Genomic DNA, 19,454 nt, shown 5'->3' on the forward strand with positions numbered 1-19,454 from the left:
GCGCTCTTATGAAGCCGAAAATCGTTGTCTACAAAGCCTTGCCCGCCGACGTCGCCGACTATCTGCGCGAGCATGCCGAACTGATCGACGTCGATGCCGGCCAGCCCGGCGCACTCGCCGCCGCGCTAAGGGGCGCCGACGGCGCGATCGGCGCGAGCGTGAAGATCACACCGGCGATGCTGGACGGTTCGCGCGTGAAGGCGCTCTCCACGATCTCCGTGGGCTACGACCAGTTCGACGTGCCCGATCTCACGAAGCGCGGCATCGTGCTCGCCCACACGCCCGACGTGCTGACCGAATCGACGGCCGACACCGTCTTCTCGCTCATCCTCGCGAGCGCGCGCCGCGTGGTCGAACTGGCAGACTGGGTCAAGGCGGGCCACTGGAAGGGCAGCATCGGGCCGGCGCAATTCGGCGTGGACGTGCAGGGCAAGACGCTCGGCATCGTGGGGCTCGGGCGCATCGGCGGCGCCGTGGCGCGCCGAGCGGCGCTCGGCTTCAAGATGAAGGTGCTCTACACGAACCGCACTCCGAACGAAGCGGCCGAGCGCCACTACGGCGCGCGCCGTGTCGAACTCGACGAACTGCTCGCAAGCTCGGACTTCGTGTGCCTGCAGGTGCCGCTCACCGACGCCACGCGCCACCTGATCGGCGCAAGGCAACTGCAGAAGATGAAGCGGAGCGCGATTCTCATCAACGCCTCGCGCGGCGCTACCGTCGACGAACAAGCGCTGATCGCGGCGCTCGAAGCGGGCACGATTCACGGCGCGGGCCTCGACGTGTTCGAGCGCGAGCCGATCGATCCCGCCTCGCCGCTGCTGCGCATGCCGAACGTGGTGGCGCTGCCGCACATCGGCTCGGCCACGCACGAGACGCGTCACGCGATGGCGCGCTGCGCGGCCGAGAACCTCGTCGCGGCGCTCGCCGGCACGCTCGATGTGAACGTCGTCAACCGCGACGTGCTCGCGCGATGAGCATCGCTTCGGGCGGCGCGGATCGCGACGATCACGCGCAAACGGGCGCGGCGGCCACGGCGCCGCGCCGCGCGACCATCAACGACGTGGCGCGCGAAGCCGGCACCGGCAAGACCAGTATCTCGCGCTATCTGAACGGCGAGCTGGGCGTGCTTTCGCCCGACTTGCGCGCTCGCATCGAAGCCGCGATCGAGCGGCTCGACTATCGCCCCAACCAGATGGCGCGCGGGCTCAAGCGCGGCCGCAACCGTCTGCTCGGCCTGTTGCTCGCCGATCTCGCCAATCCCTATTCGGTGGAAATTCTGCAGGGCGTGGAGGAGGCGTGTCACGCGCTCGGCTACATGCCGCTCATCTGCCACGCGGCGAACGAAATCGACATGGAGCGGCGCTATCTCCAACTGCTTGCCACGTATCGCGTGGAAGGCGTGATCGTCAACGCACTCGGCGTGCGTGAATCGATGTTGAAACCGGTGGGCAGCGGCGGCATCCCGGCCGTGCTGATCGACCGCACCGTCGATGGCCTCGATGCGGACATGGTCGGCCTCGACAACGCGGCGGCCGTGCGCCTCGGCACGGAGCATCTGCTTGCGCGCGGCTACGACGACATCGTGTTCGTCGTGCAGCCGTTCGAGCAGGTGAGTTCGCGGCGCGAGCGCGAAGCGGCGTTTCGCGAGTCGATGCAGGCGACGAAGGGCGCGGCGCGTGGCCTCACGCACGTGCTCGACCTCCACGACGAAGCCGCCGTGCAAGCCGCGCTCGCGGCGCTCGACGCCCACGTGACCCAGGCGCGCGCGCGCGCGCGCGGTGCGCGGTGCGCGTTGTTCGCGGCCAACGCGCCGGTGGCGCTGCGCCTCGCCTTGCATCTGAAGGCGGCCCTCGGCGCACAGTGGCAGCAGCGCGTGGCGCTCGTCGCCATCGACGATCCGGAGTGGGCCGAGCTTGCCGGCATCACGACGATCCGCCAGCCTACGCGCGAGATCGGCTATCGCGCCGTGGAGTTTCTGCACGAACGCATCGAGGGCGCGGCGCCCAAGGCGCGCGCGGCGGCGTTCGAGGGCGAACTGGTGGTGAGGGCCTCGACGCTCGCGTGAGCACGGCGCGATTGCGGGTCTCTCGCACAGCCGGGGCTGCGCGCGGGCGCCGATATCTGCGATCATTCGGGCTGCGGCGCGCGTGCGTGCGTGCCGAACGTCATAAGGAAGCCCATGTCCGTAGCTCCGATCACGCTCGTCTGCCTTTCGCTCGCGACGCTGTTCGTCGCCGCCTTGCCCGTATCGCTCTATCGCCGGCTGCGTGTGCCGTTCGCGCTCGACTGGCGCGATACGATCGCAGGCGTCGCCATCTTCGCGTTTTTCGCGACGGTGATCGAACGCGCGATCAACGACTACATGCTGCACGGCAACGCCGCCGTCGCGCAGGTGCTTTCGAATCCCGTTTTCTTCGTGCTGTACGGGGCGCTCGCCGCGGGCGTGTGCGAGGAGGTCGGGCGCTATATCGCCATGCGGCTCATCGCGCGCCGCGGCGCACGCAAGCCCGACGCCCCCGCCGACAGCGCGGCCTTCGGCTACGGCATCGGCCATGCGGGTGCGGAGGCGTGGTTCGTCGGCGTGCTCGTGCAACTGCAATGGATCGTGTTCGCGGTGCTCGCGAACCGCGGCGATCTCGACGCGCATCTCTCCAATCTCACGATGGACTCGGTCTTGCGCGTGCATCTGATCCTCGCCAGCCTTTCGCCGCTTTTCGCGGGCGTGTTCGCGCTCGAGCGCACGGCCGCGTTCGTGTTCCAGATTGCCTTGTCGGTGCTGATGTGGCGCGGTGTGCGCGCGGGACGGAAGGGGATTTTGCCGCTCGCGATCCTCGTGCACGCGCTCATCGACGTGCCCGCCGCGATGTACCAGGCGCGTCTCGCGCCGCTCGTGGCCGTGGACGCGTTGTATGTGGCGGCGGCCGTGGTGGTCGCCGTCGTGCTTTTCAGGACGTGCCGCCGCGAGCGGCGCGTCGCACGCGCGGCGTGAGTGCGCGCGTCTTACTCCTCTTTTCTGGCGTCAATGGAAGCTTACTTGTTTGAATGCGCGAGCCCCGAATTTGGCGAGCTCGCCCGCGTGATCGCCGATATCTTTCCCGAGCAGACGCGCTTTGCCGAAGAGCCGGATGAAAACGGCGTGCCACACCTGGTCGTGCACTGGGTGGCGATGCGCTTCGGCTCGAAGGCGCGCCGCATGGCGCTCACGGTCGCAATTGCTCCCGCCGCGCTCGCGCGCTATCGCGCATTGCCGCCGCGGCTGCGCGGTCGCAGCTTCGCGGTGTTGCGAGCCTACGTGGAGGCGACGATCGAATCGCTCGAGGAACAGCACGCGAAGGGCGAAGACGTGCCGCGCGAGGTGACAATCGCGCTGGACGAAGAATTTGCATAAAGCGTTTGCTTGCAGCGCGTTCGATTGCAGCGATGGGTGCGGCGCGCGCGGTCAGTGTTGCCCTGAGATTCAGTCGGCGAGCTTGTAGACCTTGGCGAAACGTGCAGCCTGCACGACGCCATAGTCGCCGGGCGCGTATTGCATGACCCAGTCGCCGGCCTCGCCGCTTAGCCGGTCGCCGCCGGCCGAACGCACGAGCGTGAACGGCTCGTCCATGCGCCTTGCGAGCACCACGACCTGGCGATTGCGATACGCGCCTGCATCGCCATGGGCGAGGGTGTCGCTCGCCGGCAGGTACTTCGCATCGAATCGATCGCGCGAAACGACCCAGCGATCGCCGGTCGAACCGGTGATGATCGCGTCGCCGGGCGCATAGCGGTTCGGGCCTTCCAGGCTCATCAGCTCGCCGGCAAGGGCTGCGAACTCGACGCTCACGGTCTCGTCCTTGACGACGCGCTGTGCGGCGGGGTCGACACGCAGGTCGAGTCGGGTCAGTTCAATCATGGCGGCAGCAGCGGAACGGCTTCACAAAAAACGGCTTCCGGGGAAGCGACGGCCGGGGGGAGAAACTGCCGGGCCGTCGCGCGGTCCGCAAGGGTACCCTGGATCGGGCCGTTGCGCACGCATGGGAGCGTGGCCCGGCGTAGCCCGATAGGCGGATGCGCCTGACTCCGTCTTACTGCGCGGCCGGCGTGCTGGCCGCGTCAGTGTCGCTGGCTGCTGCGCCTGCCGACGGCCTGGCTCGGCCCTTGTGCTTCGGATGCCCCGGATTGCCCGACGGGCCGTGCTCGTTGCCGTGGCGGAAGGCCTGGTCGGCGAGTTTCTTCTGTTCCGGCGAGAGGCTGGTATAGAGCGGCTCGAACGCCGAGACGAGCTTCTGCATGTCGTCCGCGTGCGCCTGGGCGATCTGCGCGTACTGCTTCATGTCGTCGAGCGCGTTGCGCGAGCTTTCGCTCTCCGCACGTTGCTTGAAGAGACTCGACATGGTCTCGCCGTTGCTGCGCATGACGTCGGCGAACGTCTTCCATTGCGGCTCCTGCTCGGGCGTGATCTTGAGCTGCGTATGCAGCCACGTAATGCGCTCCTCGACACGCTGCTGATGCTGCGCGGCGCGCACGTCGGCGCTCGACGCGGCCGCAGCAGTTGCCGAAGCGGCCGGAGCGGCGCTTTGCGCGAACGCACCGCTCATCGAGAGCGAGGCGGCAAGGATGACGAAAGCTTTCTTCATTGTGACTCCTTGAATCATTTCGTAGCGGGTAGCATGGCCAGAATGGCTGCAGGCGCTATTAGTACCACGTTCTCGCTTCGCCACGCCGCGGCTGCGACACTTGCTTACAAACGAAACGCGTGGAAATACCCGTCGCGCAAGACATGCACGCCGCGGCCGCCGCCCGGTGCGCTCACCCGCGCGCGATAATGACGCCGTTCAGACTTCGCACACAGACCGCCGCCCGATGAGACCTCCGCGCCTCGATCAACTCGACGACCTCGACCGCAGCCTCGTCGCGCTGCTGCAGGAAAACGCGCGCGAAAGCGTTGCGAATCTCGCACGGCGCCTGGGCGTCGCGCGTACCACGGTGCTTGCGCGCATCGAGCGGCTCGAGCGCACCCAGGTGATCGCCGGCTACGGCGTGCGCCTCGGCCAGGACGTGCTCGACGCGAGCCTGCAGGCGTGGGTCGGGCTCATCATCGCGCCGCGCCATGGGCCCGATGTGCAAAAGCGCCTCGGCAAGATGCCCGAAGTGCAGTTGCTGTGCGCGGTGAGCGGCGAGTACGACTACGTGGCGTGGCTGCGCGCCGATTCGCCCGACCGCCTCAACGATCTGCTCGACCAGATCGGCGGCATCCCCGGCGTCGAGCGCACGACCACGTCGATCGTGCTCGCGCGCAAGGTCGATCGCGGCTCGGTGACTGGCTGAAACGCGGGGCTGAAATGCGGGCCGAACGACGGGGCATGCTCGATCGAAAATGACCGGTTTCGTCATTTCGACGAAATCGATCGTCATAATGACGAAAATCGCGGTCTAAACGCATCGTTTTGCGTCTATAAACCGTATTTGTCTCTCCCTAGACTGTGTTTGAGCGGGCGCTGCCCATCCCCAAGCATAGAAAACCAAAGGAGATGACCCATGAAAGTTGCGATTGCTGGCGCCGGGCTGATCGGCCACACCATTGCCCACATGCTGCGCGAGAGCGGCGACTACGAAGTCGCGGCGTTCGACCGCGATGCGAAGGCGCTCGAGCCGCTTGCGGCGCAGGGCATCCCCACCGCGCGAGTCGATTCCGGCGACGCCGCCGCGCTGCGCGGCGCGCTGGAAGGCTACGACGTGCTGATCAACGCGCTGCCGTATTACCTCGCGGTGAACGTCGCCTCGGCGGCGAAGGGCGCGGGCGTCCATTACTTCGACCTGACCGAGGACGTGCGCGCGACCCACGCAATCCGCGCGCTGGCCGACGGCGCCGATCATGTCTTCATGCCGCAGTGCGGTCTCGCGCCCGGCTTCATCGGCATTGCGGCGCATGCGCTCGCGAGCCGCTTCACCGAGATCCGCGACGTCAAGATGCGCGTAGGCGCGCTGCCGCAGTTCCCCACCAACGCGCTCAAGTACAACCTCACGTGGAGCGTGGACGGTCTCATCAACGAATATTGCCAGCCGTGCGAAGCGATCCGCGAAGGCCGCACGCAGTGGGTGCAGCCGCTCGAAGGCCTCGAGCATTTCTCGCTCGACGGCGTGGAGTACGAGGCATTCAACACCTCGGGCGGTCTTGGCACGCTCTGCGAGACGCTGTCGGGCAAAGTGGAGTCGCTCGACTACAAGTCGGTGCGTTATCCGGGTCATCGCGCGCTCATGCAGTTCCTGCTCGAAGACCTGCGCCTTGCGAGCGACCGCGACACGCTCAAGTCCATCATGCGCCGCTCGGTGCCCGCCACGGAGCAGGACGTCGTGCTCATCTTCATGACCGTGACCGGCATGCGCGACGGCAAGCTCGTGCAGGAAGTGTTCACGCGCAAGATCTTCGCGAAGACGGTGTGCGGCGTGCCCATGAGCGCGATCCAGATCACCACTGCCGGCGCCATGTGCGCGGTGCTCGATCTGTTCCGCGAAAAGCGTCTGCCGCAAGCCGGATTCGTGCGCCAGGAGCAGGTGTCGCTCCAGCAGTTCCTCGCGAACCGCTTTGGTCAGGTGTACGAAGGCGCGACGCTCGACAGCCGCGCGAAGGTGGCGGCCTGAAATCTCAGGCCGATGCCGTTGCCGACACGACGCGCTCGAGCAAGGCGTCGTAGTCGGCCGCGGCGGGCGCGGTGTTGTCGAAGAGCAGAAGGCCGTCGAGCTGCGCGCCCGACGGCATGAAGCGCCGCTGCCGGTATTCGTCCCAGTGTGCGAGCTTGTAGGCATCGATCGGATGGGCGCGCGCGACGATGCGCGTGTGCGCCGTTTCCTCGCTCGTATGCACCCACACCACGGTGAGCCCCACCTCCTGACCGATGCCGAGCCAGGCGCGGTCGAACAGCTTGCGCTCGCGCACTTCGCGCGAAAGCGGACCGACCACGAGCACGCTCACGCCAAGCTCGAGGTTTTCGCGGGCGGTGTCGATGAGCCCCCGGTACTCGGGTTCGCGAAAATGCTGCAGGAAAAGCGGGCTGTCGCGATCGTTCGGATCGTGCGTGAGCGCGCCCATCGCCGCGGCGCTATAGCTGCCGTAGAGCGTGTCCTTGTCCAGCAGGCAGAATGGTTCGCCGGTCTGGCGGGCGAGCGGGGCGAACAGGCGTTTGGCGAGCGAGGTTTTGCCGGCGCCGGCGTGGCCGCAGAAGAACACGAGTCTCGTCACGGGCGGCGCGCCTCGCCGTGTTGCGTGCCGGTGTCGCCCGGGGGGGCGCCTTTCGGGCCGGTTTGCCCGGGCTCATGTCCGTTCAGGAATTTGCCGTTGGCGTCGAGCCACATCACGTTGATGATGCCAAAGCCGAGCGCAACGCCGATGCCGAGGATCCACGAGAAGTACCACATGGCCGCTGCCTCCTCTTTCTGGCGATTTGTGCCGATTTCGGGCGCTGCCGCGCATTCCCCAAAGCATATAACAACGATGATCGGTCTGGCGCCGGTGCGGATATGATGGGCGCGAACCAGGAGCCAGGCCGGGACCGGCAGGTCCGGGAAGAGGAAAGCGCCCATGCCGCCTTTGCCATCGCGCAGGTCGATTGCAAGTCTCGCCGCCGCCGTCACGGTGGCCGCGGCGTTCGCACTCGGCGGCTGCGCCGAAGAGCAGCCGCAGCCCATGCCATTCAAGCCGGTGCCGGCCGAACGCATCCTGAAGCCGGGCTACACCGAACCGGGCGAGGGCCTCGTGGCCGTGGACGTGCGCCGCGAGCGCACCCGCAACGTCATCGTCAAATTCCGCGATGCGCCTGTCTACGTCGACGGCGAGCGCGTGACCGACCTCATGGACGGCGAGCACGTCGCGTTCTACCTCAAGCCGGGCGTGCACCGCATCGGCGTGACGACACAGTTCGATCCCGTAATCGAGCTGCGCTTTCTCGTGGATCCGCGTTACACCAACCGCGCGAGCGTCGCCTTCGACAAGGATCACCACATCGGCATCCGCCGCGTCGCGCAATAGGGCCGCCCGTTCGCCGCCGCCGTTGCGCGGCAGGCACGGGCAGTGCTCGCGGGCGCCAGTCAGGCCCCAGTCAGGCCCCGTCCGGCGGCCGCAGGCCGCCCGGGCACCCCGTCCAGGCGCCGCGGATCAACGGAACGCCTTACACTTGGCAACCGGTGCAACTCGAAGCGGCGCGGGCGCGACCCGCCGCGCGGAAGACAAGGAACATGCTAATCAACTGCGTCGCGTATCAAGGCGGCAAGAAACTGGCCGACGTCACGGTCGAAGCCATCAGCGACTATCTGGCGAAGCCCGAGTGTTTCGTCTGGATCGCGCTCAAGGATCCCGACGCCGGCGAAATGGCGGCGATGAAGGAGGAGTTCGGCCTGCATGCGCTCGCCATCGAAGACGTGATGAACGGCAACCAGCGGCCGAAGATCGAGGAATACGGCGACACGCTCTTTTGCGTGCTCCACACGCTCGAACTCGACGACGACGGCGAAGTCATTACAGGCCAGGTGAACATCTTCGCCGGCCCCAATTTCGTGCTCTCGGTGCGCCACCGCGCGCAACAGGGTTTCACCGACGTGCGCGCGCGCTGCGAGCGCGAGCCCGAACTGCTGCGCGAAGGCTCAGGCTTCGTGCTCTACGCGCTGATGGACAGCGTGGTCGACCGCTACGCGCCAGTGCTCGAAACCCTCTCCAGCGAAATCGAGGAACTGGAGGACCGCATCTTCGAAAAACACGACCTCGCGGGCTCGCGCGCGATCATCGAGGATCTCTATTCGCTCAAGCGCCGTCTCGTGATCATCGCGCACCACGTCACGCCGCTCGTCGATCCGGTGGGCAAGCTGATCGGCGGGCGCATTCCGCAAATCTGCGTGGGCATGCAGGCCTATTACCGCGACGTCTACGACCACCTGCAGCGCGTGTCCAACATGATCGACGCGCGTCGCGAAATGATCGTCACGGCCATTCAGGTGAACCTCGGCATGATCTCGCTCGCGGAGAACGAGGTGACGAAGCGGCTCGGTTCGTTCGCCGCGCTGTTCGCCGTGCCGACGATGATCGCGGGCATCTACGGCATGAACTTCGAGCATATTCCGGAACTGCATTTCAGATTCGGCTACCAGATCTGCCTCGCTGCCATGCTCGTGCTCGATCTCTTCCTGTTTTTCCTGTTTCGTCGTATCAACTGGCTCTGAGGCGGGCGAGCCAGCTTCGCGTTGTTGCAGCGCCGCATGACGGCTCTCCGCCGCAGGCATAACGCGAAGTTGACACCATGAATCGCCTGCGCCGAGAATGGGCCGGCAGGAAACGTTTGCGCATAACCAGAAAGCAGGGCCCAGCCGGGCCCGACAAACCGGAGACTTCCCAAAAATGAACTCCCGCATTCGCCGCCGCATCCTTCTCGCCGCCAGCGCGCTCGCCACGACCGCCGTGACCGGCGCCTTGCCGCTCGCGGCGCGCGCACAGGCGCCTCACAAGCCGAAGGTCGCGCTCGTCATGAAGTCGCTCGCCAACGAGTTCTTCCTCACCATGGAGACCGGCGCGAAGGACTATCAGAAGCACAACGCCGACCAGTTCGATCTCATCACCAACGGCATCAAGAACGAGACCGACACCGCCGCGCAAATCCAGATCGTCGAGCAGATGATCGTCTCGAAGGTCGATGCCATCGTGCTCGCGCCCGCCGACTCCAAGGCGCTCGTGCCCGTCGTGAAGAAGGCGGTGGATGCGGGCATCATCGTCGTGAACATCGACAACAAGCTCGACGCCGACGTGCTCAAGTCCAAGGACCTGAACGTGCCGTTCGTCGGCCCGGACAACCGCAAGGGCGCACGCCTCGTGGGCGACTACCTCGGCAAGCGCCTGAAGTCGGGCGACCAGGTGGGCATCGTCGAAGGCGTCTCCACCACGACCAACGCGCAGCAGCGCACCGCGGGCTTCAAGGACGCGATGGAGGCCGTGGGCGCGAAGATCGTCTCGACGCAGTCGGGCGAATGGGAGATCGACAAGGGCAACGCCGTCGCCTCCGCCATGCTCAATGAATATCCGGACATCAAGGCGCTCCTGTGCGGCAACGACAACATGGCGATCGGCGCCGTGTCGGCCGTGCGCGCGGCGGGCAAGCAGGGCAAGGTGTACGTGGTCGGCTACGACAACATCGACGCCATCAAGCCTATGCTCAAGGACGGCCGCGTGCTCGCCACCGCCGACCAGTTCGCGGCGAAGCAGGCCGTGTTCGGTATCGACACGGCCCTGAAGGCGCTCAAGGAGCACAAGAAGCAGTCGGAGCTGTCGGGCATCGTCGAGACGCCCGTGGTGCTCGTCACGAAGTGAAGCGCTGCTGGCAGGCGCCACGCCGTGCCGCGGCGGTATTTGCGTGCGCAACGCAATAAGGGCTCAAGAATCTCGCCGCGCAGCCGTTATTTGTACCGGGATGGCCGCATGGGCGGCCATCTTCCGCTGTGCGGCGCATCGCTGCCCGGCGCGCCGTTCGAGGCATGCTCTACCGAAGCGTGCGGCGGCGGTGCGGACCCGCAGTATCCGGGCGGCGCGGCTCACCGGTTGAACCCGGCGGCGCGGCTCGCGACTACAGGATCGTGATGGATGCAAATGTCCCCGACGTAGCGTCACCTGGGCCCGCCGTGCTTACGGTTACGGGCGTCGGGAAGACCTACGGGCAGCCGGTGCTCGCCGACGTCAGCCTCGCGCTGCACGCCGGCGAAGTGCTTGCGCTCACGGGGGAGAACGGCGCGGGCAAGAGCACGCTCTCGAAGATCGTGAGCGGCCTCACGGCACCGGGCGCGGGCAGCATGGCGCTGATGGGCCGGCCTTACGCCCCGGCGAGCCGCCGCGAAGCCGAGGCGCTCGGCGTGCGCATGGTCATGCAGGAGCTGAACCTGCTGCCCACGCTGACCATTGCCGAGAATCTCTTTCTGGACCGCCTGCCGCAGTCGGGGGCGCTGCGGTTCGGCTGGATCGATCGCAGGCGGCTGCGTGAAAACGCGCGGGCCGCGATGGCGCAGGTCGGGCTCGAGGCGATCGACCCCGACACGCCGGTCGGGGAGCTGGGTATCGGGCATCAGCAGCTTGTGGAGATCGCGCGCAACCTGATCGGCAGCGCCGAGGGTGCCGAGCGCGCGGATGGTGCCTATGGCGCACATGGCAGCGACATGCGCGTGCTGATCCTCGACGAGCCGACGGCCATGCTCACGGCTCGCGAGGTCGAGCTGCTGTTCGAGCAGATCGCGCGGCTGAAGGCGCGCGGCGTGGCGATCGTCTACATCTCGCACCGGCTCGAAGAACTCGAGCGCATCGCGCAGCGCGTCGCGGTGCTGCGCGACGGCAAGCTCGTGCGGGTGGACACCATGGCCAACCTCACGCCCGAGCGCATCGTCGCGCTGATGGTGGGGCGCGAGCTTGGCGAGCGCATCGATCTCGGGCAGCGGCGCATCGGCGCGCCGCTATTGAAGGTGGACGGGCTCACGCGCGCGAAGGCCGTGCGCGACGTGTCGTTCGAAGTGCGCGCAGGCGAGATTTTCGGCGTTTCGGGGCTGATCGGCGCGGGCAGGACGGAGCTGATGCGGCTCATCTACGGCGCCGACCGCATGGAGCGCGGCACGGTGGCGCTGGCGCCCACGCCGGGCGCGGCGCCGCAGCCGGTGCAGATCGCCTCGCCCGCCGATGCGGTTCGGCTCGGCATCGCGCTCATCACCGAGGACCGCAAGGGCGAAGGGCTGCTGCTGCCGCAGCCGCTCGCCGCGAACGTGACGCTCGGCAACGTGGGCGCGGTATCGCGCTACGGCGTGGTGGACGCGGCCCGCGAGAACACCCTGGCGCGCACGCAGATCGACGCCCTGCGAATCCGCGCGTCCGGGCCCGCGCAGCCGGTGAGCGAGCTGTCGGGCGGCAACCAGCAGAAGGTGGTGATCGGCCGCTGGCTCGCGCGCGACATTACGCAGTCGATGCGCGTCGTGCTGTTCGACGAGCCCACGCGCGGCATCGACGTCGGCGCGAAGTTCGACATCTACGCGCTGATGGGCGCGCTCGCGCGCGAAGGCCGGGCGCTCGTGGTGGTGTCGAGCGACCTGCGCGAGCTGATGCTGATCTGCGACCGCATCGGCGTGATGTCGGCGGGCAAGATGACCGCCATCTACGGTCGCGACGAGTGGAGCCAGGACAAGCTGCTGGCCGCCGCGTTCGCGGGGCTGCGCGCCGAGGATGCGCTGGTTGCGAACGCGTGCGATCTGCCTGAAATGGGCGATGGGCCGCCACACGTGGAGACGGGCAAGCCGCAGGAACGAAACGACGACCCACGAGGGAGCGCTTCATGACGAACGACCCGTTGCGCGGGCAACCGTCGCCTCAGGGTGACGAAAGCGGTGGGCGAACCCGTTCGACCAAAATCGTGCCGCCCGCCGCGCCGCAGCCGCATGCGATGCAAGCGAGCGGCAAGCCCGTGGGTACGCGCCTTGGCTTTTCGAACTACCTGGGCCTCGCGCTCGCGCTGATCGCGATGATCGTGCTGTTCTCGCTGCTGAGTTCGCACTTCCTCACGTACGATACGTTCAGCACGATCGCGAACCAGATTCCCGATCTCGTGGTGATGGCAGTGGGCATGACTTTCGTGCTGATCATCGCGGGCATCGATCTTTCGGTGGGCTCGGTGCTCGCGCTCGGCGCGTCGGTAGTGAGCGTGGCGTCGCTCAAGTGGGGCTGGGGCGCGCTGCCGGCGGCGCTGCTCGGCCTCGTCGCCGCGGCGGCCACGGGCACGCTCACGGGCGCGGTGACGGTGGGCTGGCGCATCCCGTCGTTCATCGTCTCGCTCGGCGTGCTCGAAGCGGCGCGCGGGCTCGCGTACCAGATGACGAATTCGCGCACGGCGTATATCGGCGACGCGTTCGACTTTCTCTCGAACCCGATCGCATTCGGCATTTCGCCGGCGTTCCTGATCGCGGTGGCGGTGATGGTGATCGCGCAGCTGACGCTCACGCGCACGGTGTTCGGAAGGTATCTGATCGGTATCGGTACCAACGAGGAGGCGGTGCGCCTGGCGGGCGTCGATCCGCGGCCGTACAAGGTGATCGTGTTCGCGCTGATGGGCGCGCTTTCCGGGCTCGCGGCGCTGTTCCAGATTTCGCGCCTCGAAGCCGCCGATCCGAACGCGGGCGTGGGGTTGGAGCTGCAGGTGATCGCGGCCGTGGTGATCGGCGGCACGAGCCTGATGGGCGGGCGCGGCTCGGTCATCAGCACGTTCTTCGGCGTGCTGATCATCTCGGTGCTGGCCGCGGGGCTCGCGCAGATCGGCGCGAACGAGCCCACCAAACGCATCATCACCGGCGCGGTGATCGTCGTGGCGGTCGTGCTCGACACGTATCGCAGCAGGCGAAGTCGTAAAGGCGGCAGGCCATAACAATTTTTCGAGGGCGCGGTCCGCAATGCAGCGCGGGCCGGCGGAAATGACCGGGAAAGCGACGCCAGACCAAACCAACAACGGGCGCGCAGAGAGCCGGCAGCAACAGGGCAGCAAAAAAGCAGGAGCAACATAAAGATGGCGACGATCAAGGATGTGGCCGCCGTGGCGGGGGTGTCTTTCACGACGGTGTCGCATGTGGTGAACAATTCGCGTCCGGTGTCGGCGGACGTGCGGGCCAAGGTCGAGCGTGCGATCCGCGACCTGAACTACGTGCCGTCGGCGGTGGCGCGCTCGCTCAAGGCGCGTGCCACGGCGACCGTGGGTCTGCTCGTGCCGAACGGCACCAACCCGTATTTCGCCGAGCTTGCACGCGGCGTCGAGGACGCCTGCGCGCGCAAGGGCTACTGCGTGTTCTTCTGCAACTCCGACGACGACCCGGTCAAGCAGCGCAGCTACCTGCGCGTGCTGCAGGAAAAGCGCATCGACGGCCTCATCGTCGCCTCGGCCGGCGACGACGCCGTGCTGGCTTCGACGCTTGCCGACGCGCGCGAGCCGATCGTCGTCATCGACCGCAACATCGAGGGGCTCGACGCCGATCTCGTGCAGATCGACCACGAGCGCGGCGCCTGGCTCGCCACGCGGCACCTGCTCGAACTCGGCCACTCGCGCATTGGCTGCATCACCGGGCCGGTGACGACCGCGGTCAGCGCGATGCGCATGCACGGTTTTCTGCGCGCCATGTCCGAGCGCGGCGTGGAGATCGCGCCGGGGGCGATCGTCGAAAGCGATTTTTCAGGCGCGGGCGGCTACCGCGCGGCGGCGCAGCTGTTCGACAGCGTGCGGCCGACAGCGATCTTCGCCGGCAACGACATGATGGGCATCGGCGCCTTGCGCGCGGCCGCCGAGCGCGGCTTGCGCGTACCGGGCGACTGCTCGATCATCGGCTTCGACGACATCGAGCTTGGCAACTTCACCTGGCCCGCGCTCTCGACGGTCGGCCAGCCGGCGCGCGCGCTCGGCGACATGGCGGCGCTCACGCTGATCGAGCGCATCGCGAACACGTGCGAGGAAGGCGCGAGGGCGCGGCGCCGCGTCATGCCGCCAACGCTCTTCGCCCGCGAATCGACGGGGCCCTGGGTCGGCGCTGAAGAATACGCACCGCTTGCGGCCTGAGGCAGGGCGGCCGTACCGAAGGCGCAAGCCATCGAGGAGGCATCGTGACGACTGACGCAGCAAAGCGGACCGACGCGCGCGCTCGCGTGGCCGTGGTCGGCAGTCTGAATATGGATCTCGTCGCGCGTGCGCCGCGCTTGCCGTCTCCCGGCGAGACGCTCGCGGGCAATGCGTTTGCGCAGGTGGCCGGAGGCAAGGGCGGCAACCAGGCGGTGGCCGCGGCGCGCCTGGGGGCCCAGGTGGCGATGATCGGCCGGGTCGGCGCCGACAGCAACGGCGAAGTATTGCGCGCGGGGCTGATGGCGGAAGGTATCGACTGCGGCGCGCTCGAAACGTCGCCGGGTGCGCCAACCGGCGTGGCGTTGATCATCGTCGACGACGCGAGCCAGAACGCCATCGTCATCGTGGCCGGCAGCAACGGCGAACTCACGCCCGAAACGATCCGGCGCCATGAGGCCGTGCTCGCGCAGGCCGACGTCGTGGTCTGCCAGCTCGAAACGCCCCCGGATGCCGTGGCGGCCGCGCTCGCCGCCGCACGGCGGCTCGGCAAGATCACCATCCTCAATCCGGCGCCCGCCACGGGGCCGCTACCCGCGCAGTGGCTTGCGCTCGTCGACTACCTCGTGCCGAACGAACTGGAGGCCGCGACGCTCACCGGCGTGCCCGCGGGCACGCCCGAAGAGGCCGCGCACGCGGCGTTGGCGCTGCGCGAGGCGGGCGCGCGCAACGTGCTGGTGACGCTCGGTGCGCAGGGCGTATGTGCGCTGCTGGAGGGCGCCGGGCCGGCCCATCTGCCCGCGCCGCGCGTGGATGCCGTGGACACGACGGCGGCCGGCGACACCTTCATCGGCGCATTCGCCGCGCGCCTTGCCGCCGGCGCGCCTGCGCTCGAGGCCATTGCGTTCGCGCTGCGCGCGGCGTCGGTCTCCGTCACGCGCGCGGGCGCACAACCTTCCATTCCGACGCTCGCCGAACTCGCGGGCTGAGCGAATCTGGTGGTCCTGCAGGCATAGCCGGCAAGACGCCGGTTACTCGTCCTGCTCATGAATGATTGGATGATTTGCGCCAATACTTCATACCATATACACATTTCAAGACCATGAAGGCCCCTGCCGTAAACGCCTGTTAGAGCGGTAACTCCAGGTCGGGCGCCAGGCCCGGCCACACGACAAACGTTGGGGGAGACATGGGCAAGGGCATCAGTATCAAGACGCGCATCGGCATCACAATGGGCTTTCTGGCGATGTTGATCGTCGCGCTCAGCGCGGTCGGATTGCTCGGTCTCACGCGTTCTAACGAGGCGTATCGCGAGACCTTCACCGACCAGATGCCCAGTTCGCACGCGGTCAACCTGGCCGAGATCTATGCGGCGCGCGAGCGCCTCGCGCTCGACCGGGCGGCCTTCGAACTGGGTACGCCCGACGCTGCCGCGACGATCGACCGTGCGCACATGTTGCGCGGCGTATCCGACGACTACTGGAAGAAGTACATGGCCTTGCCGCATGGCGGCGAGGAAGCGCGCCTCGCTCAGGATGTCGCAGCCCGGCGCGAGGCCCTGCACCAGATTGCGGACCAGTTTTCCGTAACTGTCCAGTCGGGCGACCAGACAAAGGTCGCGGCGGGCTCCAAAGCGCTGAAGGAAGCCTACGACGGACTCTCGAAGGCCGACGCCGTGCTCGACAAGTTCCAGATGACGCAGGCGCAAAAGGGTTTCGACGACGCCCAGGCCGCGTTCTCCCAGCTGCGCATCGCGTGCATCGCGGCGCTGCTGGTGGGGATCGGCGCTGCCGCGTATTCGTTCTTCTCGCTGCGCCGCGCCATTGCCGAGCCGCTTGGCGAGGCGCTCGGCGCCTTCCATGCGATCGCCGCGGGCGATCTGCGCCGGCCCGTCGTCGTGCGCCGCAACGACGAGATGGGCCAACTTCTGGGCGGCGTCGCCCAGATGCAGCGCAGCCTCACCGAAACGGTGCGCTCGGTGCGCTCGGGCACCGAATCGATCGCCACGGCCACGCGCGAGATCGCCGCGGGCAACCTCGACCTCTCGTCGCGCACCGAAGAACAGGCTTCGGCGCTCCAGCAGACCGCCTCGAGCATGGAGCAGCTCACAGGCACTGTGAAACAGAACGCCGACAACGCCCGCCAGGCCAGCGCGCTCGCCGCCAACGCCTCGGAAATCGCCAATAAGGGCAGCTCGGTCGTCAATCAGGTGGTCGGCACGATGGGCGACATCAACGACAGCTCCGCGAAGATCGCCGACATCATCACGATCATCGAGGGCATCGCGTTCCAGACCAACATCCTCGCGCTCAATGCGGCCGTCGAAGCGGCGCGCGCAGGCGAGGAAGGGCGCGGCTTCGCCGTGGTGGCCGGCGAGGTGCGCAGCCTCGCGCAGCGCTCGTCGGCGGCGGCCAAGGAGATCAAAGGGCTCATCGATACCTCGGTCGAGCGCGTGCAGGCCGGTTCGGCGCTCGTCGACGAGGCGGGCCGCACGATGACCGAGATCATCGCCGCGGTGCAGCGCGTGACCGACATCATGGGGGAGATCTCGGCGGCTTCGCAGGAGCAGTCGGGCGGCATCGACCAGGTCGCGCGCGCGGTCACGCAGATGGACGAGGTGACCCAGCAGAACGCCGCGCTCGTCGAGGAGGCCGCCGCCGCGGCGCAGTCGCTCGAGGACCAGGCCACACGCCTGCGCGAGGCCGTCGCGGTGTTTAGCCTGGAAGACGCAGCACCCGGCGCGGCGCCGGTGCAGCCGGTGCGGGCAGCCGCCGGGGCCGCTTCCGTCCCGCGTTCCGTGTCCCGGTCCGTCACGCGCCCGGCATCGGCCGGCGGGGCGGCCGCGCCCGCTGCAAAGCGCGCGCCGCGCAGAAACCCCGCTCCCGTCGCCACCCAGCCGGCCGCCGCGGCTCCGAGCGCGCCACTGAGCGCAGTGGCGGCGGGCGCCGGTTCGCACGGCGACTGGGAAACCTTCTGAAATTCCTCCGATCACCCGCGCGGGCCGTCCGTGCGCGCGAGCCAGCCGCTGCGCCCCAGCGGCTTTTTTTGCGCCCTTGACCCCGTTGTGCGGCCCCGCCGTGCGCCATGCACGCGCCGTTACGGTACATTGTCAGCCGTGTCATCTGCGCGGCCCGGTCGGCGCGCTACACTGCGGCGCCCAGCGGTGCCCGCGAACGGCATGGCGTCTTGCTGGACGGTTCAGCCCGCGCCGATGCACGGGCGCGGCCCGCACGGGGTGGCGGCGCAAGGGGAAAGACCCGCGCCACAGGCACGGGAGGGCGCACCGCGCCAGGCAGGACGGATTGCGCCGGCATCGAGCGCCGGCGCCGCATGACAGCACAAACAAGGAACCCGACATGACGCATGACGATCTCGCGCAACGCCTCGTGAATGCGCGCCGGCATCATCATCTAATCGAAACGCTGGAACCCGAGCGCGTGCCGCCGGACGCGGCCACGGCCTACGCGATCCAGCAGGCGGTGCTCGCCGGGCTCGAGACGACCACGGGCGGCTGGAAGGTGGGCGCGCGCGCCCCGGGCGGCCCTGCCTCCGGCGCGCCGATCCCGGCGCCGCTCGTGCACGCCTCGCCGGCCCGCTTCGAGCGCCGCCACTTCTTCCGCGTGCTCGTTGAGCTGGAGATCGCCTTTCGTTTTTCGGAACCGATCGTCCCGCGCGCCGAAGCCTATGCGCGCGACGAGGTGCTCGCGCGCGTCGGCCAGATCCTGCCGGCCATCGAGATCGTCGACAGCCGTTTCGCGCAGTGGCCCAATGTGGCGCCGCTCGCCCAGCTCGCCGATGCGCAGAACAATGGCGCACTCGTGACCGGCCATGCGCTGCCGTACCCGGCGCTTGCCCGGGTGCTCGATTTCGTCGCGCCGGAACTCGAACTGACGTTCGACGGCGCCTCGCTCGTGCCGGAGGCGCCGGGCAACCCCGCTGGCGATCCGCGCGAACTGCTCGTCTGGTTCGTCAATCATTGCGCCGCAATGGGCATCACGATCGAGCCCGAATGGACCATAACGACCGGCACCTATGTCGGTGCGCACCGCATCGATACACCGGGTCTCCTGCACGGCCACTTCGACGGGTTAGGGGAAGTCGAAGTCGAGTTCGTCTAGGCCGCCCAGGGGCGCCTCGATCATGTAACTGTCGCACCTGTCATATTGGCTGCAACGAAAGGCCGCCGCGCGCATTGCGCGGCGGCTTTATTTTTTTGTGCACGCTGTACGTCCCAAGGGTGTAAACCTGGCAACCTGTCACGCGCGTCGTCTTCACCGCACGTCGTTGAGTGGAGCGGGAAAACCACTACTGCCGACAGGGCCTGGCAGCGTCCGCCGGCATCCGCGCAAGAATGCGCGGCAGGTCACCGACGATGGCGAAATCGACGCGTAAAACGGGAAAAAAATCGCATTGACGCGTGCTCACAACATCGGCGTGGCGGTGCGCCATGCGAGCGCGCTCTGCGGGCTCGCGAACAAATCGTAACGAGGGCTGTGCACCGGCGCTGCACTCGTGCGTTTGATGAAGAGGCGCTGCGTATGCCGTAGGGCCGGACAGGCCGGACAGGCCGCACGACAAGGCGAAAAACCGGTCGAACACCAGGGGGAAACCGGGAAAAAAGCGGGTTGCCGCGTATGCGCAGCCCGACGGAATTGGCCAGCACGCAGGCACAGCATTTGGGAAGGAGCGTGACCCCGGTCTGAAATTTGCACCAGTGGGGAAGATCATTGTAAGTCGTTGTCTGGCGCCCTCCAAGCGCTCAATAATGCTTAGCTTTCGAGGGCACATCAGGCGCGATTTAACGGTGCGAAAAATTTCAAAAGGGTTTAGGATGAATTTGAGCGATGTCGTTTCCGAATAGCGCGCCGCGCACGACAT

General features: G+C 67.5%; 20 protein-coding genes. 16 read left to right on the forward strand and 4 right to left on the reverse strand.

The window, feature by feature from the left end; genetic code table 11:
* The first annotated feature begins 8 nt into the window (after positions 1-8).
* The 4 genes from C7411_RS07985 to C7411_RS08000 all read left to right on the forward strand — a co-directional run bounded on the left by C7411_RS07985 (position 9) and on the right by C7411_RS08000 (position 3,388).
* Positions 9-974 carry a 2-hydroxyacid dehydrogenase gene (locus C7411_RS07985; protein ID WP_110384135.1) on the forward strand — a complete coding sequence of 322 codons (966 nt, stop codon included), beginning with the start codon at positions 9-11 and terminating at the stop codon, positions 972-974.
* Complete coding sequence (locus C7411_RS07990; RefSeq protein WP_110384136.1) at positions 971-2,065, forward strand: substrate-binding domain-containing protein; 1,095 nt, start codon at positions 971-973, stop codon at positions 2,063-2,065. Before C7411_RS07985 ends, C7411_RS07990 begins: the two co-directional genes overlap by 4 nt.
* Before the next feature lie 114 nt (positions 2,066-2,179).
* Complete coding sequence (locus C7411_RS07995) at positions 2,180-2,989, forward strand: YhfC family intramembrane metalloprotease (RefSeq protein ID WP_110384137.1); 810 nt, start codon at positions 2,180-2,182, stop codon at positions 2,987-2,989.
* A 33-nt stretch (positions 2,990-3,022) separates the two neighbouring features.
* Positions 3,023-3,388, forward strand: a complete 366-nt coding sequence (locus C7411_RS08000; protein ID WP_110384138.1) for a DUF3022 domain-containing protein — start codon at positions 3,023-3,025, stop codon at positions 3,386-3,388.
* Positions 3,389-3,457: 69 nt separating this feature from the next.
* On the opposite strand, the gene C7411_RS08005 is transcribed toward C7411_RS08000, so the two are convergent.
* Positions 3,458-3,892: a PGDYG domain-containing protein gene (locus tag C7411_RS08005; RefSeq protein ID WP_110384139.1), complete on the reverse strand. Its 435-nt coding sequence runs from the start codon at positions 3,890-3,892 to the stop codon at positions 3,458-3,460.
* A 172-nt stretch (positions 3,893-4,064) separates the two neighbouring features.
* Positions 4,065-4,616: a Spy/CpxP family protein refolding chaperone gene (locus C7411_RS08010; RefSeq protein WP_110384140.1), complete on the reverse strand. Its 552-nt coding sequence runs from the start codon at positions 4,614-4,616 to the stop codon at positions 4,065-4,067.
* Positions 4,617-4,842: 226 nt separating this feature from the next.
* Between C7411_RS08010 and C7411_RS08015 the strand changes: the two genes are divergently transcribed.
* Together C7411_RS08015 and C7411_RS08020 are read left to right on the forward strand one after the other, a co-directional pair.
* A complete protein-coding gene (locus C7411_RS08015) occupies positions 4,843-5,307 on the forward strand; it encodes an Lrp/AsnC family transcriptional regulator (RefSeq protein ID WP_042265707.1) in 465 nt (154 codons plus the stop codon).
* Positions 5,308-5,517: 210 nt separating this feature from the next.
* Positions 5,518-6,621: a saccharopine dehydrogenase family protein gene (locus C7411_RS08020; protein WP_042265706.1), complete on the forward strand. Its 1,104-nt coding sequence runs from the start codon at positions 5,518-5,520 to the stop codon at positions 6,619-6,621.
* Between the two features lie 4 nt (positions 6,622-6,625).
* Here C7411_RS08020 and C7411_RS08025 read toward each other — a convergent pair whose 3' ends face one another.
* Together C7411_RS08025 and cydX are read right to left on the reverse strand one after the other, a co-directional pair.
* On the reverse strand, positions 6,626-7,219 hold the full coding sequence (locus tag C7411_RS08025) for a P-loop nucleotide/nucleoside kinase family protein (protein WP_110384141.1): 594 nt from the start codon (positions 7,217-7,219) through the stop codon (positions 6,626-6,628).
* The gene (gene cydX / locus C7411_RS38880) at positions 7,216-7,395 is read right to left on the reverse strand and encodes a cytochrome bd-I oxidase subunit CydX (RefSeq protein ID WP_110384185.1); all 180 of its coding nucleotides are present in this window, start codon (positions 7,393-7,395) and stop codon (positions 7,216-7,218) included. Before cydX ends, C7411_RS08025 begins: the two co-directional genes overlap by 4 nt.
* A gap of 163 nt (positions 7,396-7,558) precedes the next feature.
* Between cydX and C7411_RS08035 the strand changes: the two genes are divergently transcribed.
* From C7411_RS08035 to C7411_RS08075, 10 genes are all read left to right on the forward strand, one after another.
* Positions 7,559-8,005 (forward strand): hypothetical protein, encoded by a 447-nt coding sequence (locus tag C7411_RS08035; RefSeq protein WP_110384142.1) that lies wholly within the window; start codon positions 7,559-7,561, stop codon positions 8,003-8,005.
* A 206-nt stretch (positions 8,006-8,211) separates the two neighbouring features.
* Positions 8,212-9,189: a magnesium/cobalt transporter CorA gene (gene corA, locus C7411_RS08040; RefSeq protein ID WP_110384143.1), complete on the forward strand. Its 978-nt coding sequence runs from the start codon at positions 8,212-8,214 to the stop codon at positions 9,187-9,189.
* A 175-nt stretch (positions 9,190-9,364) separates the two neighbouring features.
* Positions 9,365-10,327, forward strand: coding sequence for a sugar ABC transporter substrate-binding protein (locus C7411_RS08045; protein WP_110384144.1), 963 nt, complete (start codon positions 9,365-9,367; stop codon positions 10,325-10,327).
* Positions 10,328-10,435: 108 nt separating this feature from the next.
* Complete coding sequence (locus C7411_RS37360; protein WP_165822761.1) at positions 10,436-10,594, forward strand: hypothetical protein; 159 nt, start codon at positions 10,436-10,438, stop codon at positions 10,592-10,594.
* Entirely contained in the window at positions 10,594-12,324 is a 1,731-nt protein-coding gene (locus C7411_RS08050; RefSeq protein WP_110384145.1) for a sugar ABC transporter ATP-binding protein, read from the forward strand. The genes C7411_RS37360 and C7411_RS08050 overlap by 1 nt, the downstream gene beginning before the upstream one ends.
* Positions 12,321-13,403, forward strand: coding sequence for an ABC transporter permease (locus C7411_RS08055; RefSeq protein WP_110384146.1), 1,083 nt, complete (start codon positions 12,321-12,323; stop codon positions 13,401-13,403). The genes C7411_RS08050 and C7411_RS08055 overlap by 4 nt, the downstream gene beginning before the upstream one ends.
* A 138-nt stretch (positions 13,404-13,541) precedes the next feature.
* Positions 13,542-14,579 carry a LacI family DNA-binding transcriptional regulator gene (locus C7411_RS08060; protein ID WP_110384147.1) on the forward strand — a complete coding sequence of 346 codons (1,038 nt, stop codon included), beginning with the start codon at positions 13,542-13,544 and terminating at the stop codon, positions 14,577-14,579.
* Positions 14,580-14,623: 44 nt separating this feature from the next.
* Positions 14,624-15,565 (forward strand): ribokinase, encoded by a 942-nt coding sequence (gene rbsK, locus C7411_RS08065; protein WP_279306236.1) that lies wholly within the window; start codon positions 14,624-14,626, stop codon positions 15,563-15,565.
* 200 nt (positions 15,566-15,765) lie between these two features.
* Positions 15,766-17,553, forward strand: coding sequence for a methyl-accepting chemotaxis protein (locus tag C7411_RS08070; protein ID WP_110384148.1), 1,788 nt, complete (start codon positions 15,766-15,768; stop codon positions 17,551-17,553).
* Between the two features lie 379 nt (positions 17,554-17,932).
* A complete protein-coding gene (locus tag C7411_RS08075) occupies positions 17,933-18,694 on the forward strand; it encodes a 2-keto-4-pentenoate hydratase (protein WP_110384149.1) in 762 nt (253 codons plus the stop codon).
* Positions 18,695-19,454 lie beyond the last annotated feature (760 nt).

Source organism: Paraburkholderia silvatlantica, assembly GCF_003096715.1.
In the GTDB taxonomy this organism is placed as follows: Bacteria; Pseudomonadota; Gammaproteobacteria; order Burkholderiales; family Burkholderiaceae; genus Paraburkholderia; species Paraburkholderia silvatlantica.